The sequence below is a fragment of the Nocardia sp. NPDC046473 genome (genome assembly GCF_040645995.1).
Taxonomy (GTDB): Bacteria; Actinomycetota; Actinomycetes; order Mycobacteriales; family Mycobacteriaceae; genus Nocardia.
Genome location: NZ_JBEYZJ010000010.1, coordinates 104859 through 126123 on the forward strand (window position 1 = coordinate 104859; position 21265 = coordinate 126123).

General features: G+C 68.4%; 15 protein-coding genes. 9 read left to right on the forward strand and 6 right to left on the reverse strand.

The window, feature by feature from the left end:
* Positions 1 to 2: 2 nt before the first annotated feature.
* The 3 genes from ABZ942_RS33655 to ABZ942_RS33665 form a co-directional block, all read right to left on the reverse strand.
* Complete coding sequence (locus ABZ942_RS33655) at positions 3 to 1421, reverse strand: TIGR02678 family protein (RefSeq protein WP_357389860.1); 1419 nt, start codon at positions 1419 to 1421, stop codon at positions 3 to 5.
* Complete coding sequence (locus tag ABZ942_RS33660; protein WP_357389221.1) at positions 1421 to 3139, reverse strand: TIGR02677 family protein; 1719 nt, start codon at positions 3137 to 3139, stop codon at positions 1421 to 1423. The genes ABZ942_RS33655 and ABZ942_RS33660 overlap by 1 nt, the downstream gene beginning before the upstream one ends.
* Before the next feature lie 118 nt (positions 3140 to 3257).
* Positions 3258 to 4490, reverse strand: a complete 1233-nt coding sequence (locus tag ABZ942_RS33665) for an XRE family transcriptional regulator (RefSeq protein ID WP_357389223.1) — start codon at positions 4488 to 4490, stop codon at positions 3258 to 3260.
* Positions 4491 to 4726: 236 nt separating this feature from the next.
* Between ABZ942_RS33665 and ABZ942_RS33670 the strand changes: the two genes are divergently transcribed.
* Entirely contained in the window at positions 4727 to 5032 is a 306-nt protein-coding gene (locus tag ABZ942_RS33670; RefSeq protein ID WP_357389225.1) for a hypothetical protein, read from the forward strand.
* On the opposite strand, the gene ABZ942_RS33675 is transcribed toward ABZ942_RS33670, so the two are convergent.
* Both ABZ942_RS33675 and ABZ942_RS33680 read right to left on the reverse strand, forming a co-directional pair.
* Complete coding sequence (locus ABZ942_RS33675; RefSeq protein WP_357389227.1) at positions 4979 to 7591, reverse strand: AMP-binding protein; 2613 nt, start codon at positions 7589 to 7591, stop codon at positions 4979 to 4981. The genes ABZ942_RS33670 and ABZ942_RS33675 overlap by 54 nt on opposite strands.
* A 76-nt stretch (positions 7592 to 7667) precedes the next feature.
* Complete coding sequence (locus tag ABZ942_RS33680) at positions 7668 to 8552, reverse strand: PAC2 family protein (RefSeq protein WP_107657725.1); 885 nt, start codon at positions 8550 to 8552, stop codon at positions 7668 to 7670.
* 149 nt (positions 8553 to 8701) lie between these two features.
* On the opposite strand from ABZ942_RS33680, the gene metH reads away from it, so the two are divergent.
* The 6 genes from metH (at position 8702) to ABZ942_RS33710 (ending at position 18931) form a co-directional block, all read left to right on the forward strand.
* Positions 8702 to 12298, forward strand: a complete 3597-nt coding sequence (gene metH / locus ABZ942_RS33685) for a methionine synthase (protein WP_357389229.1) — start codon at positions 8702 to 8704, stop codon at positions 12296 to 12298.
* Positions 12299 to 12775: 477 nt separating this feature from the next.
* Complete coding sequence (locus ABZ942_RS33690) at positions 12776 to 14515, forward strand: protein kinase (RefSeq protein ID WP_357389231.1); 1740 nt, start codon at positions 12776 to 12778, stop codon at positions 14513 to 14515.
* A 16-nt stretch (positions 14516 to 14531) separates the two neighbouring features.
* Entirely contained in the window at positions 14532 to 15209 is a 678-nt protein-coding gene (locus tag ABZ942_RS33695) for an HAD family phosphatase (protein WP_357389233.1), read from the forward strand.
* Between the two features lie 149 nt (positions 15210 to 15358).
* The gene (locus tag ABZ942_RS33700) at positions 15359 to 16222 is read left to right on the forward strand and encodes an arpA protein (protein WP_357389235.1); all 864 of its coding nucleotides are present in this window, start codon (positions 15359 to 15361) and stop codon (positions 16220 to 16222) included.
* Between the two features lie 61 nt (positions 16223 to 16283).
* Positions 16284 to 17120 (forward strand): class I SAM-dependent methyltransferase, encoded by an 837-nt coding sequence (locus ABZ942_RS33705; protein WP_357389237.1) that lies wholly within the window; start codon positions 16284 to 16286, stop codon positions 17118 to 17120.
* A complete protein-coding gene (locus ABZ942_RS33710) occupies positions 17117 to 18931 on the forward strand; it encodes a choline/carnitine O-acyltransferase (protein ID WP_357389239.1) in 1815 nt (604 codons plus the stop codon). Before ABZ942_RS33705 ends, ABZ942_RS33710 begins: the two co-directional genes overlap by 4 nt.
* Positions 18932 to 19005: 74 nt before the next feature.
* Here the strand turns inward: ABZ942_RS33710 and ABZ942_RS33715 are convergent, their stop codons facing one another.
* Entirely contained in the window at positions 19006 to 19971 is a 966-nt protein-coding gene (locus ABZ942_RS33715) for a nitronate monooxygenase (protein WP_357389241.1), read from the reverse strand.
* A gap of 97 nt (positions 19972 to 20068) precedes the next feature.
* On the opposite strand from ABZ942_RS33715, the gene ABZ942_RS33720 reads away from it, so the two are divergent.
* Together ABZ942_RS33720 and hisG are read left to right on the forward strand one after the other, a co-directional pair.
* Positions 20069 to 20350 carry a phosphoribosyl-ATP diphosphatase gene (locus ABZ942_RS33720; RefSeq protein ID WP_174412539.1) on the forward strand — a complete coding sequence of 94 codons (282 nt, stop codon included), beginning with the start codon at positions 20069 to 20071 and terminating at the stop codon, positions 20348 to 20350.
* A gap of 48 nt (positions 20351 to 20398) precedes the next feature.
* Positions 20399 to 21250 (forward strand): ATP phosphoribosyltransferase, encoded by an 852-nt coding sequence (gene hisG, locus ABZ942_RS33725; RefSeq protein ID WP_357389243.1) that lies wholly within the window; start codon positions 20399 to 20401, stop codon positions 21248 to 21250.
* Positions 21251 to 21265: the final 15 nt, after the last annotated feature.

A 21265-nucleotide genomic window follows, 5' to 3' on the forward strand; every position in this document is an offset into this window, starting at 1 on the left:
CCTCAGTTCCCTTCCGTGCCAGTGCTGTCCGATCCATAGGTGTCGGCCGCGGTGACGAACAGTTCCTCGGTGCGCTTGGTGCGTACCGTGACGACCGCGCCGCGGTAGCGAGCGAGCGCGGGCATGATCAGCAGCCCGTCCTCGACCGCCCGCACCAGGCGCAGCCGCTCCAGCAGCGCGATCACCTCGCCGGTCAGGCCGGGCACATCGGCCTGCCACTGGGCGGCGAAGGTGGCGCCGTACCGATCGGCGAGCGCCTGCACGGTCTCGCGCACCCACGCCGAGTCGATCAACGGATACGTCGTCTCGACCGATTCTTCCGGATCGTCCTCGAACGCCGAATCCGACTGTGCCGAAAGGTCGTCGAGCGCCCGCAGGTCGGCCAGCGGCGCGAACACCGTCGACTCCGGGATCGCACCGTCCAACTGCGCCGCGAGCGCCTCGCCCGCGTCCGGTGCGGCCGTGCGCCGTTCCACCGGACTGTCGATATCGAGCACCCGGTCCGCGATCTCCCCGGCGAGCAACAACCCCACCTGCGCCAAGGTCCCGGTGCTCGGGAATCGAATGTCGGACAGCCGCCCGGAGGTGTCTATCAACGCGACCCCTTCCGCCCTGCGTTCGGCCTTGAGCCCGGTGAACATTTCGACATCGGCGACGATCCGGTCCTGCCCGAGCACCGGTCGTTCGGCCGGCGTGAGGTCGTCGAGATACACCACCGGTCGCTCGACCAGCGTCCGGCGCACCCGCCGCGCCAGGTCGGCCGCGGACGGCGCGTGCGCGGGACCGGTTGCGCCCGCGGCGTCTTCGGTGAGCAGCCCACGCACGCTGTGCAGATGCTGCAGCGCCCGCGGCGGCCGGAACAGCGCGAACACCACCGGCCGGTCGATGTCGTAGAGCGCCTCGCCCGCCTCGGGATCGCTGGCCCAGCCGCCCGCGTCGCCGTCGGCCAGGGTGAGCGCGCCGCGATGGGTCAGCCAGCCGACCGCGTCGACGAAGGCATCCCGGTCCGCCGCGCGATCGGTGGACAGCTCCAGGCCCTCGACCCGGCCCGCGTAGGCGGCGACCTGATCGGCCAACTCCGACAACGTGATCTGGTCACCGGCCCGGCCGAGCGCGGCGATCGACAGCGCCAGGTACGCGTACCTGCGCCGATCGAAGAGCCGGTCGGCGGGCGTGCGCGCGGGCTTGCCCGCGTCCAGCCGGTCGATGATCGGGAACACCCGCGCGGTGGTCTCGGTGACCTCCAGCCGGTAGCCGAACAGCTCGGCCAGGTCCTCCCGCAACTCGGTGGCCCACCGACGGATCAGCGGCAGCGCGATCCGATCCGGATAGGTCCTGGTCACCAGGTGATTGGCGAGGATGACCCTGGCGGCGCGCTGATAGTTGTCCAGCGCAAGGGAATCGATCTTGCGTCCGTGCATCATGCGCGCCCCCCACGCGGCCGGGTCCTGGTGGTTTCCCGTACCTCGAGCCTGCGGTTGTTCAGATGCAGCAGTCCGTGCGCGGTCTGCACCGCTGTCGAACCGTCGTGTTCCGAGACGGTCAGGGTGACCCCGCTGTCGGATCCGGTGGTCCCGGCGACGCGGCCGCTCACCGGCACCCACGCGGTGGATGCGGCGTCGAGCAGTCGCAACAGCACCTCGGTCTCCCGTTCGTCGAGCACCCGGTTGTGCACGTCGGCGGACGCGAGAGACTTGGCCGCGTCGGCGCGGGCCCGTTGCGCGTCCAGCTGTATCTCGCGCAGCCGTCGAATGCCGGCGTCGTTGCGGTGGATTCGGGCCGGCGCGCCGGCCGAGGGCGGCCGCCCGGTTTCGGCCAGCGTGCGCGAGATCTCCAAGGGCGGTGCCTCCCACCAGGATCGCTGCGCTGGGATGAGATCCGCGTCGGGATGTTCCATCGCGAGGTGTCGCGGCCTGCCGAGGCCGAACACGGCGTCGAAGAGGGCGTGCGCGCTGTCCGCGGTCGGTGCGGCGGTGAACCAGCCCGCCAGATGCCGCAGTGCCGACTCGCGGCTCACGCCGCCGCGTCGAGTCTCGGTGACGCGCCGCAGCAGCGAGAGTACCGCGGCGATGGCGCTCATGGTCGCCTCGCGCAGCCGTTCCGCCTCGGTGGTGCCCGCGTGCTCGCCGGTGCCCGCCGCGACGAACCAGGTCCGCAGCCCGTCCCAGCGCGCCTGCCAATCCGCCTGCCGTTCCGCGAAACTCAGCAGCACCCGTTCGTCGCAGCCTGCGGCGCGTTCGATCAGCTCGTCGACGCCGGTCTCCTCGATCTCGGCGATCGCGCCCGCCAGTCGCGGCACGAATCTGGCCAGGTCCAGGCTGAATTCGCGCATGTGCGCGAGCAGCGCGTCCTTGTGCGCCAGAAAAGATTCCGGGGTGATCTCGGTGGTCCGCACCAGGTCGCCGAGCGAGAGGTAGAAATGGGCGGCGCGGGCCGCCATATCCGTCAGCGCCGCGTCGAGGCGGCGCAGCGTGCGGTAGACCCGTTCGGCGTCGCCCTCGCGATTGGCCGCGGCGAGAGTGTGCAGGTCGGCCAGCAACTCCGGCAGCACCAGGCGCGAGAGCGATGCTTCATCGAGCCGGGCATTCAGGACACCGGCCACCGCGCGATAGGCCTGGAACCCGGCTTGGGAGAACTGGTAGACGAAGTGCCGGTTGCGATATTCGGCCAGCGTCGCGGCGCGGGTTCCGTCGTAACTGCGCTCCAGCACGCCCCATTGGTGCAGTTGATCGAGTAGCGGACCGATTTCGGCGGCGGTGAGGTGCGGTGCGTTCAGTCGGGTGCCGCGTTCGCTCGACCAAGCCTGCGCGCTGGCCGGACCCGCATCGGTCTGCGGTTTCACAGCAGACTGACTGGTCTCCTTGTCCTCTGTATGTTGCTGGCCCTCGACGTCAGGTGCCGGGTCGGACTCGGCGAGGTCGAGCAGGTCGGGTGTGCGCAGGCTGTGTCCGTTGCGTTCGATCCACTCCGCCACATCATCGGCGTGCAGCAACACCACATAGGCGGCCCGCGCGCTGTCGAAGGCGCGCAGCACCCAGAGGTAGTCCGCGCGGCGCTCGGCGGTGGCGAAGGAGAACAGCCGCAGCCGGTCGTCCCACAGGACGGAGGCGCTCGCGGCGGCGTCGACGGAGTCGGTCACCGGGAACAGGGTAGTAGCGGGCCGGTCGCCGACAGCGGGTACATGCCCGGTTCGGCGTGGCCGTGTCCTGTTTGCCGGGTGTTCGCCGCCGAATCGGGCTGTGCCGGTTCGGTACCGGTCACTCGCTGGAGAGCGAACGCAGCTGGTCGAGGTACACGCGGGCGCGCGGATCGCCCGGGTAGCGGGCGATGATTTCGCGCGCGGTCTCGCCCGCGATCCACATCAGCGAGGGCAGCGAACGGCGTTTACCCGCGAACGCGCGCAGTCCCTCATCGACCGCGAGTTCCAGATCGCGATTGCGGACCGCGACGACCGCGAGCGTCAGATGCGCCTCGGACACCCGCATCGGATTGCGGACGGTGCCGTCGGCTCTGGTCGAGTTGCGGATGACCTCGTTCGCGTAGGTCTCGGCCATCCGATCCTCGCCCGCGACGCGACAGCAGTCCATCGCGTAGAAGTCGAATTTCTGCGGATCGACCACGAAATGGTTGTCCAGGTTGATCGGATGATCAAGTCGCTGCAAAATTGCTCGACCCTCGTCCAGTGCCGTTTCGACCTCGTGTCGGTCACCGAGACGCGCCCAGGCCTTGGCCCGTTGCGCGGCGAGTTGCACACCGACGCCCAGGTTTTGACTGGTCGACAGCACCTGGTCGACCGCGTCGATCGCGCCGCGATAGTTGCCCTGGGTCAGCGCGAACCAGGCCGCCATTTCCGCACTCCAGCCGGTGATTTCGGCGTTCTCGGCCTCCTGTCCCAGTGACAGTGCCGCGCGCCGGGTCGCTTCCGCGGCGGTCTGGCGGCCGAGGTCGTAATCCACGCAACCCACCAGTAGCGCAACCCATCCCGCGAGAACCAGGATGTCGCGGTGCTGCGCCAAAGTCAGTCGGCCGTCCAGCAACGAGGTAATCCGGCGCAACCACCCGGTTCCCTCGGCGTGCAGCTCGTGCGGATCGGCGTAGGAGTACTCGCAGCACAGGCGTTCCGCGGTGATGCGGATGGCGTCCAAGGTGGCGGGGGAGACGTCCGACATGCGCAGTCGCCCGATGAATTCCAGCGTGTCCATGCCGGTTGCCGAGAGCACCTCGTCGTCGCGATTCGGCCTGGCCTTGGGGAAAAACGCCGCGGTGACAGTGTCGAAGGCGGCGGAGATGATGGGTGCGTAAAAATCATCCGGCCGCGACTCGCCCGATTCCCAGCGGCGCCAGTTACGCAGCAGTGTACTGTCTGTCGGCAGGTTGTGGGATGACTTGGCGCGCATCACGCGGACGGCATCGGCTTGTGACCACCCCCGCGCATCGCGTTCGGAGCGCATCCGGACAGCCCAGACGGGTCGATCGTCTCCAGCGGCCACGTCAGTAGTATCGCACCAGTTAACGCCCGGTGGCCGAGATAGGGCATATAGGTGTCACTGGGTTGACATCTACATTCGCAAGTTGGCGTTGTACATGCTGGACCATGAGAGCGGAAAGTTAGCCGGACACGTATCGTCTCAACCGGATGCAATTGCATCTGTCCTTGCAAGGCGCAGTACCCCACAATGGGGAGATCCACATGAGGACAGCGGTACCCAATCCAACGGAGGTTCGGGTGGAAGCGTTGATCTATGGATACTTGCGTGACGATTTGGCCGACGGCCACAGTGCAGAGCTAGAGGATGCGATGAGCACCCTCGCCCGCGAAGAGGGGCTCTGCTTCGCCGCAACGTTCCATGAATCGACTTCCGGTGACGGCGCGGCATTTGTCGAGCTGACCCAGGAGCTCAAGCGAGCGGACGCGCACCACGTCGTGGTTCCGTCGCTCGATCACCTTGCCGGCCAGACGATCCCGCGGGATATTCTGCTAGCGAAACTGGCGCGCGAGGCGGCGGCGCAGATCTGGACCATCGAGACCTGAGCGAAACGACGGCAGCCCCGACCGCAGGGACACCGCCCAGCGCTGAGGCACTTCGCACCGCCGTCGCACTTCCGCGAGCATCCTCGTCGCGGCCACACCGGCCAGCAGCGAGGCGAGCAACGCCGCAACATGGTGTTGCCCGAACAGCGGATATACCTGCCAATGCAGGAGATACGCGAACAGCGAGCTGTCGGCGAGAATCGCTGCGGCCATGGCCACCAGGGCGGGCACCCGGATCGCGGGCAGCCAGATCAGCACCAGTAGCCCGGCCATGACCAGTCGTTCCCGGTCCGGCGCGTCGAAATAGCCTGGCACACAGGCCAACAGGACAGCGCTCACCAGCAGCCGCTGCCACCCCGATGTCGCCTTCGCGGCGGCCCAGCCGAGGGCGAAGAACCAGGCGGCCAGCGGCGAGAACGGCACGTCCGGTGCCGGATAGAGCCCGAACGGCTGAAAGCGCAGCAGCGCAGTGATGACGAGCAGGCCCATGGCGAACCAGAACGGTTCGCGCCGCTCGAGCGCGTCCACCGGTGGAATCCGGGTCAGCAGCGCCGCGGCGACCATGAAATATACGAGCACCTCGATGAACCAGAGGTGCCCCGCGGTGTCGCTGTCGAACGGCCCCAGAATCTTGTTGAGCAGCAACACGTTCTGCCAGCGGTAGTAGTCGGTGAACAGCAACGTGACGGCTACCCAGACGGCGGTCGGCACGGCGATCAGCGCGACCGTGCGCAGCGCGTGTCGCAACCGTTCGGCACGCGGCGCGGCGGTCACCGCGAACCTGGCGAAGTTGAATCCGGCGACCCCGAGTAGCACGTGCGCGGCGCCCCACAGCACATACAGACCGATGTGCGAGCTCACGATCAGCACGATGGCGGCGGCGCGCAGCAGCGTGCCGGTGTCGAGGGTGCGGCCGAACCGGCTGCCGCCGTGCGGGATCCGGTCCAGCTCGGCGATCGTCATGGTCGGCCAGTCGGTGGGCAGCTTGCCGAGCGCGCGTTCCACCCTGGCCGCGGTGGTCACGTAGGTCAGCGAATTGCCGCCGAGGTCGACGAAGGTGCTGTCCGGGCGGATCAGCGCCGGGTCGAGGCCGAGGGCGGTCGCGTAGAGCGCGCGGATGTCTCGGGTCTGCGGCGCGGGCGCGGACAGTGTGCGGACGGCCGGGTAATCCGGCTTGCCGCTGGGCAGTCGCGGCAATTCCTCGACGGGACAGACCCGTACGGACGCGATGGGCAGCCCGGCCAGTTGGGCCGCGGTGTCGGTCGGGTCGGTGGCGGGGCTTTCCACTGCGACAACCAGTAACTCGTCGTCATCGGTGCAACAGACGGTGAAACCCGCTGCGGTGAGCCCGGTTTCGAGTCGCTGCAGGTCGATGCGCAGGCCGAAGATCTTCGCGAACCGGCTGCGCCTGCCGATCACCTGATACAGGCCCTCGGGGGTGCGGCGCGCGAGATCGCCGGTGTGCAAGGCGGTTACCGTGCGACCGAGTGCCAGATCGGCGGGGCAGGTGGCGTAACCGAGCATGACGTTGGGGCCGTGATAGACGAGCTCGTGCGGTGTTTCGGTGTTGCCGTGCCCGCCGAGATCGACGCCGCGCTCGTGCCCGCCGGTATCCTCGATCGGTTCCAGACTGAACTCACCGCCGGGGACCGGCACGCCGATGCAATCGGGATGTTCTGCCGCCAAATCCGGTGGCAGATAGGCCATTCGGGCGGTGGCCTCGGTCTGGCCGTACATGACGAAGAAGTCCCAGCCCGAATCCGCGCCGAGCCGGGCGTATTCGCGGACCCGTTCCGGAGCGAGCCTGCCGCCCGCCTGGGTGACGTAACGCAGATCCGGTAACGCCATGTCGGAGAAGCCGATTCGATCCAGCAGATCGATGGTGTACGGGACGGCCGCGAAAGATGTTGCGCGGCAGGCGCGGAACTCGTCCCAGAACGCGTCGTCCAGTACCGACCGCTCGGTGAGCAGCAGACTTGCGCCGCGCAGCAGATAGCTGTGCACCACCGACAGTCCGTAGCAGTAGAACATCGGCAGCGTGGTCGAGGCCCGATCGTCCGGTCCGATGGCCAGGTATTCGGCGATCGCGGCGGCATTGGCCAGCAGATTCGCCGAGGACAACCGGACCAGCTTCGGCGACCCGGTGGAACCCGAGGTGCTCAACAGCAGCGCGAGATCCGGATGCAAAGTGTGTGCCGAAGTTTCGCGCCGCACGTCCGGCCTGCCGTCCGCGATGACGACGTCCGGATCATAGGTGCGCTCCAACTCGTCGGTGACCGCCGCGGTGAGCAGCACGACACAGCCCGCGCTGAGCGCGCCGAGATACCCGACGAGCGAGGCGAGGTCGTTGCGGGCCGCGAGCGCGACGAGTCGCCGGGTCGGTCCGAGCTCGGCCGCGAACTCCTCGACGAGCGTCGCCAGCTGCGCGTAGGTGACCCGCCGCAAATCTTCCGCCACCGAGTCCGCTGCCATGACGTTCGCCGAGGGAGCTAGCGAGCAGAGGACGGCGATCCGGTCGTCGAAACTACGAAGGTGCGCGACGATCCGGTGAAAGGTCACCGGAAAAAGGATAGGGGGCAGCCACTTTCCGGCCGATAAGCGACCCCCTGGTGAACGCCGAGCAAACTGTCGCGGCTCAGAGTCCGAAGCTGCCGGGACCTCGCCTGCGCAGGTACTTCTCGAACTCGGCCGCGATGGCGTCGCCGTCGATCTTGGCCATCGCCTCGTTCACGTCGACCGCCGCGTCACCGCGCTCCTCCAGCGAGCGCACGTACTCGCTGACCTCGTCGTCGCCCGCGGTCATCTCGTTGACCGCGGTCTCCCATTCCTCGGCCTGCGTGGGCAGTTCGCCGAGCGGCACTTCGATATCGAGCACGTCCTCGACCCGGTGCAGCAGCGCGATGGTGGCCTTGGGGTTCGGCGGCTGCGAAACGTAGTGCGGCACCGCGGCCCAGAACGACACCGCGGGCACGCCCGCCTTCACACACTGGTCCTGCAGCACACCGGTGATGCCGGTCGGTCCCTCGTAACGGGTCTGCTCGAGGTTGAAGCGCTCGGCCGCTTCCTTGCTATAGGCGGAGCCGGTGACCGGAACGGGACGGGTATGCGGGGTGTCGGCGAGCAGTGCGCCGAGGATGACGACGGTTTGCACGCCGAGCTGTTCGATGAATTCCAGCAGGTCCTCGCAGAACGAGCGCCAGCGCATATTGGGCTCGATGCCGCGCAGTAACACGATGTCGCGGTCGCTGCCCGGGGGCGAGCAGACCGACAGCATGGTGGATGGCCACTGGATTTCCCTGGTCACGCCGTCCACCTGCCGGACCGTCGGCCGGTTGACCTGATAGTCGTAGTAGTCCTCGGAATCGAGTTCGGCTAGCGGCTCGGCGTCCCAGATCAATTCCAGATGCTCAACGGCGCCGCTTGCGGCGTCGCCCGCGTCGTTCCAGCCTTCGAAGGCCGCAACCAGCACCGGTTCCCGCAATGTAGGCAGTTCCGGATCGGGAGTTTCACTGGGGTTCACTCGGTCAGCCTAATGTGTGCGGGGAACTGGCGTGTCGTATGCCGGGGCCGGGCCCGGCGTGTTCGGCGACAGCGGAGTTGGCCAGGTGTGTCCCTCCACACGCGACGCGACGAGCAGCACTGTCGCACCCGACCATTACGCTTGAACGCATGTCTGCGTCTGTCCCCGCCGAGTTCGACACCACGCTACTCGACACGTTGCGCCGCCGCGTCGTGATCGGTGACGGTGCGATGGGCACGATGTTGCAGGCGGCCGACCTGACCCTGGACGACTTCCTCGGCCTGGAGGGCTGCAACGAAATCCTCAACGACACCCGCCCCGACGTGCTGCGCAGCATTCACCGCGCGTATTTCGAGGCGGGCGCCGACGCGGTGGAAACCAACACCTTCGGCTGCAACCTGCCGAACCTGGCCGACTACGACATCGCGGACCGCATCCGCGACCTGTCCGAGCGCGGCACCCGGCTGGCCCGCGAGGTGGCCGACGAGATGGGGCCGTCCGCCGACGGGACCCCACGCTATGTGCTCGGCTCGATGGGCCCCGGCACCAAGCTGCCCACGCTGGGCCATGCCCCTTATACCGCGTTGCGCGACGCGTACACCGAATCCGCGCTCGGCATGCTCGAGGGTGGGGCCGACGCGATTCTCATCGAGACCTGTCAGGACCTGCTGCAGGTCAAGGCGGCGGTCACCGGCAGTCGCGCCGCGATGCGCAAGCTCGGCCGTCGCATTCCGATCATCACGCACGTGACCGTGGAGACCACCGGCACCATGCTGGTCGGCAGCGAGATCGGCGCGGCCCTCACCGCGCTGGAGCCGCTGGGTATCGACATGATCGGGCTGAACTGCGCCACCGGCCCGGCCGAGATGAGCGAGCATCTGCGGCACCTGTCCAGGCACGCGCAGATCCCGGTGTCGGTGATGCCCAACGCCGGCCTGCCGGTGCTCGGTAAGAACGGCGCCGAATACCCGCTCACCCCGGAGGAGCTCGCGGTCGCGCTGAGCGGCTTCGTCTCCGAGTTCGGGCTGGCGCTGGTGGGCGGCTGCTGCGGCACCACCCCCGAGCACATCCGGCAGGTGACCGAGGCGGTCCGCGAGATCGAGCCGAAGCTGCCGCCGCTCGACGAGCGCCGCAGCCCGCTGCACGAGCCCGCCGTGTCCAGCATGTACACGGCGGTGCCGTTCGAGCAGGAAGCGTCGGTCATGATGATCGGCGAGCGCACGAATGCCAACGGCTCCAAGGCTTTCCGCGACGCGATGCTGGCCGAGGACTGGCAGAAGTGCCTGGACATCGCCAAGGATCAGACCCGCGACGGCGCGCACATGCTCGATCTGTGCGTCGACTACGTCGGCCGCGACGGCGCCAAGGACATGGAGGCCCTGGCCGCCCGGCTGGCCACCTCCTCGACGCTGCCGATCATGCTCGACTCCACCGAAACCCTCGTGCTGAAGGCGGGTCTGGAGCATCTCGGCGGCCGCTGCGCGGTGAACTCGGTGAACTACGAGGACGGCGACGGCCCGGAGTCCCGCTTCCAGCAGACCATGCAGCTGGTCGCCGAACACGGCGCCGCCGTGGTCGCGCTGACCATCGACGAGGAGGGGCAGGCCCGCACCGCCGCGAAGAAGGTGGAGATCGCCGAGCGGCTCATCGCGGACATCACCGGCAACTGGGGTGTGCTGGAAAGCGACATCATCATCGACACGCTGACCTTCACCCTCGGCACCGGCCAGGAGGAGTCGCGCAAGGACGGCATCGAAACCATCGAAGCCATCAGGTTGCTCAAGAGCAGGCATCCGGCGGTGCAGACCACCCTGGGCCTGTCGAACATCTCGTTCGGCCTGAATCCGGCGGCCCGCCAGGTGCTGAATTCGGTGTTCATGCACGAATGTGTCCAGGCCGGACTGGATTCCGCGATCGTGCACGCGTCGAAGATCCTGCCGATGGCGCGCATCCCGGACGAGCAGCGCAAGGTCGCGTTGGATCTGGTGTACGACCGTCGCGGCGCGGACTACGACCCGCTGCAGGTACTGATGGGCCTGTTCGAGGGTGTGTCGACGTCGTCGTCGCGGGCCTCGCGGGCCGAGGAGATGGCGGCACTACCGCTGTTCGAGCGGTTGGCGCGCCGGATCGTCGACGGCGAGCGCAACGGCATGGAGGCCGACCTGGAAGCGGCGATGCAAGAGGTGCCGCCGCTGCAGATCATCAACGAGACGCTGCTGTCCGGCATGAAGACCGTCGGCGAACTGTTCGGCTCCGGCCAGATGCAGCTGCCGTTCGTGCTGCAGTCGGCGGAGGTGATGAAGGCCGCGGTCGCCTACCTGGAACCGCACATGGAGGCCACCGACGACAGCGGCAAGGGCCGCATCGTGCTGGCCACGGTCAAGGGCGACGTGCACGACATCGGCAAGAACCTGGTCGACATCATCCTGTCGAACAACGGGTACGAGGTGGTCAACCTCGGCATCAAGCAGCCCATCGCGACCATCCTCGACGCCGCCGTGGACAAGAAGGCCGACGTCATCGGCATGTCCGGGCTGCTGGTGAAGTCGACGGTGATCATGAAGGAGAACCTGCTGGAGCTCAACACCAAGGGCGTGGCCGAGCAGTTCCCGGTGCTCCTCGGTGGCGCGGCGCTCACTCGAGGCTATGTCGAGAACGACCTGACCGAGGTGTACGAGGGCGATGTGCACTACGCCCGCGACGCCTTCGAGGGCCTGCGGTTGATGGACGACATCATGACCCGCAAGCGCGGCGGCGGCATCGACCCGGACAGTCCGGAGGCGATCGCCGAGCGGGAGAAGGCGGCCCAGCGCAAGGCGCGGCACGAACGGTCCAAGCGCATCGCCGAGCAGCGCAAGGCCGAAGAGGTGCCGATCGAGGTGCCCGCGCGTTCCGACGTGGCCGCCGACGTGCCGGTGCCGACGCCGCCGTTCTGGGGTACCCGGGTGGTGAAAGGCCTGGCGCTGCACGAGTATTCGGGCCTGCTCGACGAGCGTGCGCTGTTCCTCGGCCAGTGGGGCCTGCGCGGCCAGCGCGGCGGCGAGGGCCCGAGCTACGAGGAACTGGTGGAGACCGAGGGCAAGCCGCGCTTCCGCGCCTGGCTCGATCGGCTGAGCACCGAGGGCGTGCTCCAGCATGCCGCGGTGGTGTACGGGTACTTCCCGGCCGTGTCCGAGGGCGACGACGTGATCGTGCTCACCGAACCGAATCCCGGTGCGCCCGAACGCTATCGGTTCACCTTCCCGCGTCAGCAGCGCGATCGCTTCTTGTGCATCGCCGACTTCATCCGGTCGCGCGAGCGGGCCGAGCAGACCGGTCAGGTGGACGTGCTGCCCTTCCAGCTGGTCACCATGGGCCAGCCGATCGCCGACTTCGCCAACGAACTCTTCGCGGCCGACAACTACCGCGACTACCTCGAGGTGCACGGCATCGGCGTCCAGCTCACCGAGGCCCTGGCCGAATACTGGCACCGCCGGGTCCGCGAGGAGCTGACCCTGGACGGGCACGCGGTCGCCGACGACGACCCCAGCGACGTCCTCGAATACTTCAAACTCGGCTATCGCGGTGCGCGCTACTCATTCGGTTACGGCGCCTGCCCAGACTTGGACGACCGTGCCAAACTGGTCGACCTGCTCGAGGCCGACCGCATCGGCGTCGTGCTGTCCGAGGAACTCCAGCTGCATCCCGAACAGTCCACCGATGCCTTCGTCCTGCTGCATCCCGAGGCGAAGTACTTCAACGCCTGAGTTCCGCTGGCGGACCTTTTCCGACGGCACCGCCGTCGCGTTAGCCGCGCGCTCGCTACGGCGGGTGTGCGGTCGAACGCGCGGGCGGTCGCCGCCGAATCGGTTATCGGACCGGTCGGTGGATAGTGATCGTGGTCACGGTGTGACGGAACACTGTTCGCGTACCGCAAGGACCTTGGCTACCTGCTCGTATGCCATGATTTGGGCAAATCCCGACGCGCCGAGCGGATTTCGTGTCTCGGCGTGGCGGGGCGCTGACCTGGGGTATCACCCGGGGACTTTTGGTGAGGTGGATGTGTGTCGGGTGGGTATGCCATTGTCGGAAGCGTTGCAACTGCATCCGGAGCAGTCGGCGGGTGCGTCGCCATCGCTGCTTACGGGTGTAAAGGACTACGGCGCGTAGCGTTTTCGGGGATTTCCCGGCGTTACGCACCACTGCAGTACCAGCTCGGCGCGTAAGCAGGAAGGCACAACAGCATGACGGCGGACCGATTGATCGCGGGACGGTATCGACTCACGGATCCGATCGGCACAGGCGCTATGGGCGTGGTCTGGCGCGGCACGGACGTCCGCCTGCGCCGCACGGTCGCGGTGAAGCAGCTCATTCTCGGGCCCGGATTGTCGCGTACCGCGGCACTGGAGGCCAAGCTGCGCGCCATGCGCGAGGGTCGCATCGCGGCCCGGCTGCACCATCCGCACGCGATCACCGTCTTCGACGTCGCCGAGGAAGACGGCCAGCCGTGGCTGGTGATGGAATACATGGACGCCCCGAGCCTCGCGGCCAAGCTCTCCGGCAAGCGCACCCTGCCGCCGGTCGAGGTCGCCCGCATCGGCGCGCAGGCGGCCGGCGCGCTGGCCGCCGCGCACGACGCGGGCATCATGCACCGCGACGTGAAGCCGGCGAACCTGCTCGTCGGCGACGACGGCACCGTGAAGATCACCGACTTCGGCATCTCCCGCGCCGTCGGTGACGTCACCGTCACCGCCACCGGCTTCCTCGCGGGCACTCCGGCCTACCTCGCGCCCGAGGTGGCGCGCGGCGAGAACCCGGAACCCGCCTCCGACGTATTCGCCCTCGGCTCAACGCTTTACGCCGCCGTGGAGGGCCTGCCGCCGTTCGGCGAAGGTGACAATCCCCTTGCCGTGCTGCACGCGGTCGCGCGCGGACAGGTACCGAACCCCGAGCATGCCGGTGCGCTCGGGCCCGTCCTGCTGCGACTGCTCGCCCCGACCATCGACGCGCGCCCGACCATGCGGGAGGCACAGAAGGCGCTGGAAGCCGTTGCGGAGGGCCGGGTTCCGAGTCTCGGCACGCCCGCGCTCACCAAGGCGCTGCCCGCGCCCGGCGGCGACAACGCGACCACCGTGCTGCCGCAACCGAGCCCGCAGCCGGGCACAGACGCCGCGGGCAGCACCGCGAACGCGAACGACGCCACGGCGCTGGTTGCGACCGCCGCGCTGACGAATCCCCCTGTCGCCGAGTCTGTTTCCGCCCAGCCGCCGCTCCCGCCACGCGGTGCGTCCTCGACGCTGCCCGGTGGCTCGGGGCCCGGACCGTCGCGCAACCGTTCGCTCGCCATGGCGGTCGCCGCGTTCGTCGCGGTGCTGGCCGTGATCGGGCTCATCGCCTTCCTCACCACCAATCGCGACAAGGGTGAGACCGCGGCGCCGCCCGCGACCAACCCGATCACCTCGTCGGTAGCCGAGGTTGCGCCGTCGGCCCCCAACGCGGCGGGTCCCGGCGAGCAGGAGCCCGCGGCACAGGTGCCGCCCCCCGCATCGTCGGCGCCGCCGAGCTCGGCCCCTGCGCCGTCCTCGGGGCAGCCCACGCCGACCCCGACACCTACGCCGTCGACGAAGCCGCCGGCCACGACCATCACCGCCACGCCGTTCGGCGTACCCACCGCGGCCAATGTCGCCCAGTTCGTGCAGGGCTACTACGGCATGCTGCCGGGCAACACCTCCGGTGCGTGGTCCCAGCTGACGCCGTCCTACCAGTCGCAGGCCAGCAGCAGTGGCTACAACGGGTACGCCAGCTGGTGGGGCACGGTCAGTTCGGTCAGCATCGGCAACGTGACGACGCAAGGAGACAATCGAGCGGTCGTTTCGCTGACCTATCGCATGAAGAACGGCGAGACCAGGTCCGAGAGCCGCTGGATTCAGGTGGTGTCGGAGAATGGACGGATGTTGATCTCCGGTTCCGGCGTCAATGCCTGAGCGAAGCGAACGAACCATGGACACGACCCCCCGACTATCCGCCGTCCTATGGGACATGGACGGCACGCTGCTCGATTCGGAGAAGCTCTGGGACGTCGCCGTCCGCGAGCTGGCGCGCGAGCACGGCCATGAGATGACCGACGAGCTGCGGCACGCGCTGATCGGCGCGTCCGGGCCGGACGCGTTGCGGATGGTGTTCGAGGGGCTCGGCGTCGAGTCGACGCCCGAGGCGTTGCACGCGGCGGGGGAGTTCCTCGAGTGGCGGGTGACCGAGTTGATGACCGGTCCCATCCCGTGGCGGCCCGGTGCCGCGGACGCGCTCGCGATGGTGCGGGAGGCGGGGCTGTCCTCGGCGCTCGTCACCAATACCAAGCGGTCGCTCACCGAGTTCGGCTTGGACACGCTGGGCCGCGACTTCTTCGACGTGTCGGTCTGCGGCGACGAGGTGGCCCGCGGCAAGCCCGAGCCGGACGTGTATCTGCGGGCCGCCGAGCTGCTCGGCGTCGATCCGCGCGACTGTGTGGCCGTGGAGGATTCGCCGACGGGCACCCGCGCGGCGCAGGCGGCGGGCTGCGCGGTGATCGTGATCCCGTGCGAGATTCCGGTGCCGGACGGGCCGGGGCGCAGCTTCCGCGACACCATGGTCGGCCTTACCGTCGATGACCTCGTCCAAGCGTTGAAGCAGCGCGGCTGAGCGGTCGCCGTTCGACACTCCCGACCGCGCGCCATCGAGAGTTACTGTGCCGCAACGGGAGTGCGTGCAGCTGATAGGTGTGACCGCGATCACCGGCAATCTCGTCCAATCCCGGGCGTGTCGGCGGTCCGCTCTACCAGAATGTCGCCATGGCAGCGTTGGGTGTCGTCGGCGAGATCGTTGATACCGCACGGTATCCCCTCGCGAATTCCGCGGACGCCGGTCGGCGCGCCGCTGTAGAACTCGCCAGGGCGGAATTGGCCGCGAGCGGCTGCACCGTGTTGCGCGGTTTCATCCGGCCGGAATTGACCGAAACGCTGCGGGCGCAGGGCGAGGCGATGGCGCCGCACGCGTACTACGAGGTCGAGCGGGTCAACGCCTACAACATTCCGCTGGATACCGAACTGCCAGCAGACCATCCGGGGCGCATCGTGCTGGACCGCGGCAACGCGTTCGTGCCGCGCGATCGTATCCCCGGCGACGCGCTGATCCATCAGCTATACACCGACACGCGCTTCCAGCGTTTCGTCGCGGACTGTTTCGGCCTGGCCGAGCTACACGAATTCGCCGACCCGCTGGCGGGCCTGTGCCTCAACGTGGTTGCCCCCGGCATGTCGCACCCGTGGCACTTCGACACCAACGAATTCACCGTCAGCATGCTGACCCAGCCCGCGCAGTCGGGCGGAATCTTCGAGTACTGCCCCAACATTCGCACGCCACAGGCCGAACACCTCGACGACGTGCGCGCCGTGCTCACCGGCGCCGGCGAGCGGTTGATCCAGCGCCTCGACCTGCGCCCCGGCGACCTGCAGCTGTTCCAGGGCCGCTTCTCGCTGCACCGCGTGTCGCCCGTCGCCGGTGCCACGCAACGACATTCGGCGATTTTCGCCTACACCGACCGGCCGGGCGTCATCGGCACGGTGGAGCGCACCCGTCAACTCTTCGGCCGCGTACTACCCGACCATCTGGCCGCCGCGGCCGACGCTGTCCGCGGCGACCGCTTGCTCGACTGAGCCGAACGGCCCGATCGATTCCACTGATCGGGAGTTACCGCTCGACCCGAGAGGAACGACTGTGGCAGTGCCGTTACACACGACCGGGAAAGCCTCCTTCGACGACATCTACGATCGTCCCGATCCACGCGACTACTACGCCCGCATGTCCGACCTCGACTATCGCATCCCGGAACTGGCGAAACCCGTTTTCCAGCAGCAGATTCGGGAGTACCGCGCCTCGGCCCGCGTGCGCACGCCCACCGTGCTCGACATCGGCTGCTCCTACGGCGTCAACGCCGCACTGCTGCGCTTCGACACCACGATGCGGGAACTCGCCGAGCACTACCGCACCGCGGACGGCGATTCGGCCGCCTTGATCGCCCGTGACCGCGAGATACTCGGCGGCAGAGACGGTCTCGCCGACGTCCGCTTCCTCGGCATGGACGCCTCCGCGCCCGCGCTCGCCTACGCGCAGCAGACGGGTCTGCTGCACGACACCGTGCACGCCGACCTGGAGTCCGGCGAACCGACCGATGAGCAGCGCGAGGTGCTCGCCACCGCCGACATCATCATCTCCACCGGCTGCATCGGGTACGTCACCGAGAAAACCCTGGCCCGGGTGGCCACCGCGCATCCGCGTCGGCGACCATGGATGGCACACTTCGTGCTGCGCATGTTCGACTTCGCACCGATCGCCGCGGAACTCGCCGCGCTCGGCTACCGGACCGAGCAGGCGCCCGGGCTGTTCGAGCAGCGCCGGTTCGCCTCCGAAGCCGAGCAGACCCAGGTGCTGAACACCCTGTCCGCCAAGGGAATCGACACCACCGACCGAGAGACCGAAGGCTGGCTCTACGCCGGCCTGTACCTATCGCGACCGTTGCCGAAGCACCACGCCGACACCGAGGACCAGCATTGACCGAACGCACCTTCGCCGCCGACGACACCCTGCCCCGGGTACCCCTGCCGACGCTGGAGGACAGCTGCGCCCGATTCCTACAATGGTGCGCACCGCTGCTGACCGCCGACGAGCTCGCCACCACCGAGGCGGCGGTCGACGACCTGCTGCGCGCGGACGGCCCGGGCCGCACCCTGCACGCGGCACTGGCCGAGTACGACGCCACCCCCGGCGTCGGCAGCTGGCTGGACCTGTTCTGGCCGTCGCGCTACCTGGGCAGGCGCGATCGGATCGCGTTGAACGCCAACTTCTTCTTCCTCTTCCGCGACGACACCACGCTGGCCGCCTCGACCGCCGCCACCCAGGTGGATCGGGCCGCCGGAATCATCTCGGCCGCAGTGGATTACAAGCGTTCCCTCGATGTCGAGGCGATTGCGCCGGTGCTGCAGCGCGGGCAGGCGTTGTCGATGTGGCAGAACAAGTACCTGTTCTCCGAGACCCGGATTCCCGGCGAAACGCAGGACAGCGTCCGGGTGCCCTACAGCGAGCAATGGCCCGGCCCGTCGGACGCCAAGCATGTGGTGGTCTTCTTCCGCGGCAGCATGTTCCGGATGGACGTGCTCGGCCCGGACGGCGCGCCGTACTCGCTCGACGATCTGGCCGACGGGCTGCGCGAGGTGCTCAAGGCCGGCGCGCGGTCGACCCGAACCGATTCCGCGGTAGGGCATCTCACCACCAAGGCGCGCGCCGAGTGGGCGGCGAGCAGGCAGCAGTTGCTCGCCGAGCCGGTCAACGCCGCGGCGCTGGACACCATCGAGACCGCGCTGTTCTGCGTTTGTCTGGAAGACTTCGCCCCGCGCGACGAGCTGCACGCCTGTGACCAACTGTTGCACGGGGACAGCGCGAACCGGTGGTTCGACAAGGCGGTGTCGTTCATCGTCTTCGGCGACGGCCAGGCCGGCATCAATGTCGAGCATTGCGGACTGGACGGCACCACCATCCTGTCCTTCGTGGACGCGATGCTGGAGGCGCCTGCGCAGGAGCACGCCGAGCGTTCCGGCGCGCGGGCGCAGGGGTTGCCCGCCGTCGAGCCGATCGAGTTCGTGCTGGATGCGGCGCAGCGCAACGACATTGCCGCCGCCGGTGCCGCGTTCGCCCAGTACGCCGCCGAAAATGCCACGCAGACAGTCTCTTTCGCCGACTTCGGCACCACCCGCGCCAAGCAGCTCGGCATTTCCCCGGATGCCTTCGCGCAGTTGAGTTATCAGCTGGCGCATCGGCGCAGCAAGGGAATCACCGGCGCCACTTACGAATCCATCGCCACCCGGCAGTACCGCAACGGCCGCACCGAGGCCATGCGGGTGATCACGCCGGAGATGGTGGCGTTCGTGGATGCCGTGCAGGACCCGGCGGTCGATCAGGCGGGCAAGCTCGCCGCCGCACGCACCGCGGCCGCCGCGCATGTCGCGCGCGCCAAGGAATGCCAGGCGGCTGCCGCGCCCGAGCAGCACCTGTGGGAACTGCAGTGGATCCAACGCCGTCGCGGCGCGGAACTCGGTGTCACCGAGCCGATTCCGCTCTACGACAGCCCCGGCTGGGTGATCATGCGCGACGACTACCTGAGCACCAGCTCGGCACCGTCGGTCAACATCAGCTACTTCGGTTTCGGCTCCACCAGCCCCCGCTGCATCGGCGTCGCCTACGTCCTGCTGCCGGACCGCTGGAATCTGTACCTGGCCACGCCGACCACGGTCGCAGATCAGATGCACGCCTTCGCCGACCACCTGCGCACCGCGGTGGCCGATCTGGAGGCGCTGCTCAGCGAGCGCTGACCAGTCGAAAACGCTTCCGTCGCCTCGGCATTCGCTGGGCGACGGAAGCGTTTTCCGGACTCGACTCGGTCGGGTCAGCCGTTGTCGATCTGTCGGCGCGTCGCGCGTCCGAGCGCGACCTCGGCCTCCTCGGCGATCTTGCTCAAGACCTCGGCGGCGTAGTCGATCGTGCTGATGAGATCGACGGCCTCGCCTGCCCAGACGGGGGCTGCCGCCTCGTCATCGGCCACGGTGTCGAGGTAGCGATCCTGTGCGGCGGTGTCCGCGCGCAGCTCGTCCTCACGGTTGTGCCAGTCATCGAAGAACTCGTTGCGCAGCATGCGCGCGGTGTACTTCGTCGGCCACGGTGATCGGCGCGCGATATCGAACACCCGGTTGCGGGAGGTGTCGTCGCCGCGGGCGGCCACTATCGCCTTGGCCTGCTCGGGCCTGAGCACCGCTTCGTGCGTCGCCTCGAACCGGGTGCCGACCATGACCCCCGCAGCGCCGAGCGCCAACGCGGCCGCCAGCCCGCGGCCGTCCGCGATACCGCCCGCGGCGAGCACCGGCGTCGGATGCGCGAGATCGGCGACAGTGGGAACCATCGTCATCGTGGAACGCCCCGCACCGTGCCCGCCTGCCTCGCCGCCCTGCGCGACGATGACGTCCGCGCCGACCTCGACCGCGCGGCGTGCCTCCTCGTGGTCGGTGACCTGGACCATGAGCGCCGCGCCTGCGGCACGCACCGCCTCCACGAACGGTGCGGGATCGCCGAACGACAGCATCACCGCGCGCGGTCGGTACTCATCGAGCACCCATCGGACCGTGTCGAGGTCGACCGCCCAGCTCAGGAATCCGACGCCCCAGGCCGAACGCACGGTGCCCGCGACAATCGACAGCTCGCGGGTCAGCCAGTCTCGATCCCCGCTGCCGACCAGGCCGAGCCCGCCGGCATTCGATACGGCGGCCGCCAACGCTCCGCCTGCCACGCCGCCCATGGGGGCCGACACGATGGGATGACGCAGAGCGAACAGTTCGGTCAGCGCGGTGCGAAAGGGCATGGAACCATCATGCCCGCCCGTTTCCCGGTCGCCAGTGCGTCGCGGCGGCGGTGAGTTCGGGCTGGCACGGGCCGGAGCAACGGTCCCGCACACCGGTCTGAAACAATGGCTCATCGTGAAGAACTTCGAAACCCTGTTCGCCGAGCTGCAGGATCGTGCGGTTACCCGCCCCGAGGGGTCCGGAACCGTTGCCGCGCTGGACGCGGGCGTGCATAGCCAGGGTAAGAAGGTGCTCGAGGAGGCAGGCGAGGTCTGGCTGGCCGCCGAGCACGAGAGCGACGAGTCGCTCGCCGAGGAGATCTCGCAGCTGCTCTACTGGGTGCAGGTGCTGATGGTGGGTCGTGGATTGAAGCTCGAAGACGTGTACCGACATCTGTGATGGCCGCGTCTTACTCCGTAGTTTCTGTTCCCGAAAGGACCCCATCCCATGCTGCGCGTCGCAGTCCCCAATAAAGGCGCCCTGTCCGAAGCCGCCACCGCCATCCTGGTCGAGGCCGGTTACCGCAGGCGCACCGATTCGCGCGATCTGACCGTGCTCGACCCGGCCAACCAGGTGGAATTCTTCTTCCTGCGGCCCAAGGACATCGCCATCTACGTCGGGTCCGGCGAACTCGACCTCGGCATCACCGGCCGCGACCTCGCGCTCGATTCCGGTGCGCCGGTCAGCGAACGGCTCGGCCTCGGCTTCGGCCGCTCCAGCTTCCGCTACGCCGCACCGGCCGGGCAGGCCTGGCAGGTCGAGGACCTCTACGACAAGCGGATCGCCACCTCCTACCCGAACCTGGTGCTCAGCGATCTGCAACGGCGCGGGATCCAGGCCGAGGTGATCCGCCTCGACGGCGCGGTGGAGATCTCCATCCAGCTCGGCGTCGCCGACGCCATCGCGGACGTGGTCGGCTCCGGCCGCACGCTGCGTCAGCACAACCTGGTCGCGTTCGGTGAATCGCTGTGCGACTCGGAGGGCGTGCTGATCGAACGCACCGGCTCCGATCAGCAGGAGCGTGCGCGCAATCAGCTCATCGCGCGCGTGCAGGGTGTCGTGTTCGGTCAGCAATACATCATGCTCGACTACGACTGCCCGAAGGAGCTGCTCGAGGCGGCGGTCAAGATCACGCCGGGCCTGGAGTCGCCGACGGTGTCGCCGCTGGCCGACGACGGCTGGGTGGCGATCCGCGCCATGGTGCCGCGCAAGCAGGGCAACGAGGTGATGGACCAGCTCGCCGAGCTCGGCGCCAAGGCCATCCTGGCCTTCGACATCCGCTCCTGCCGCGCCTTCTGAGCGGATTATCGCCGT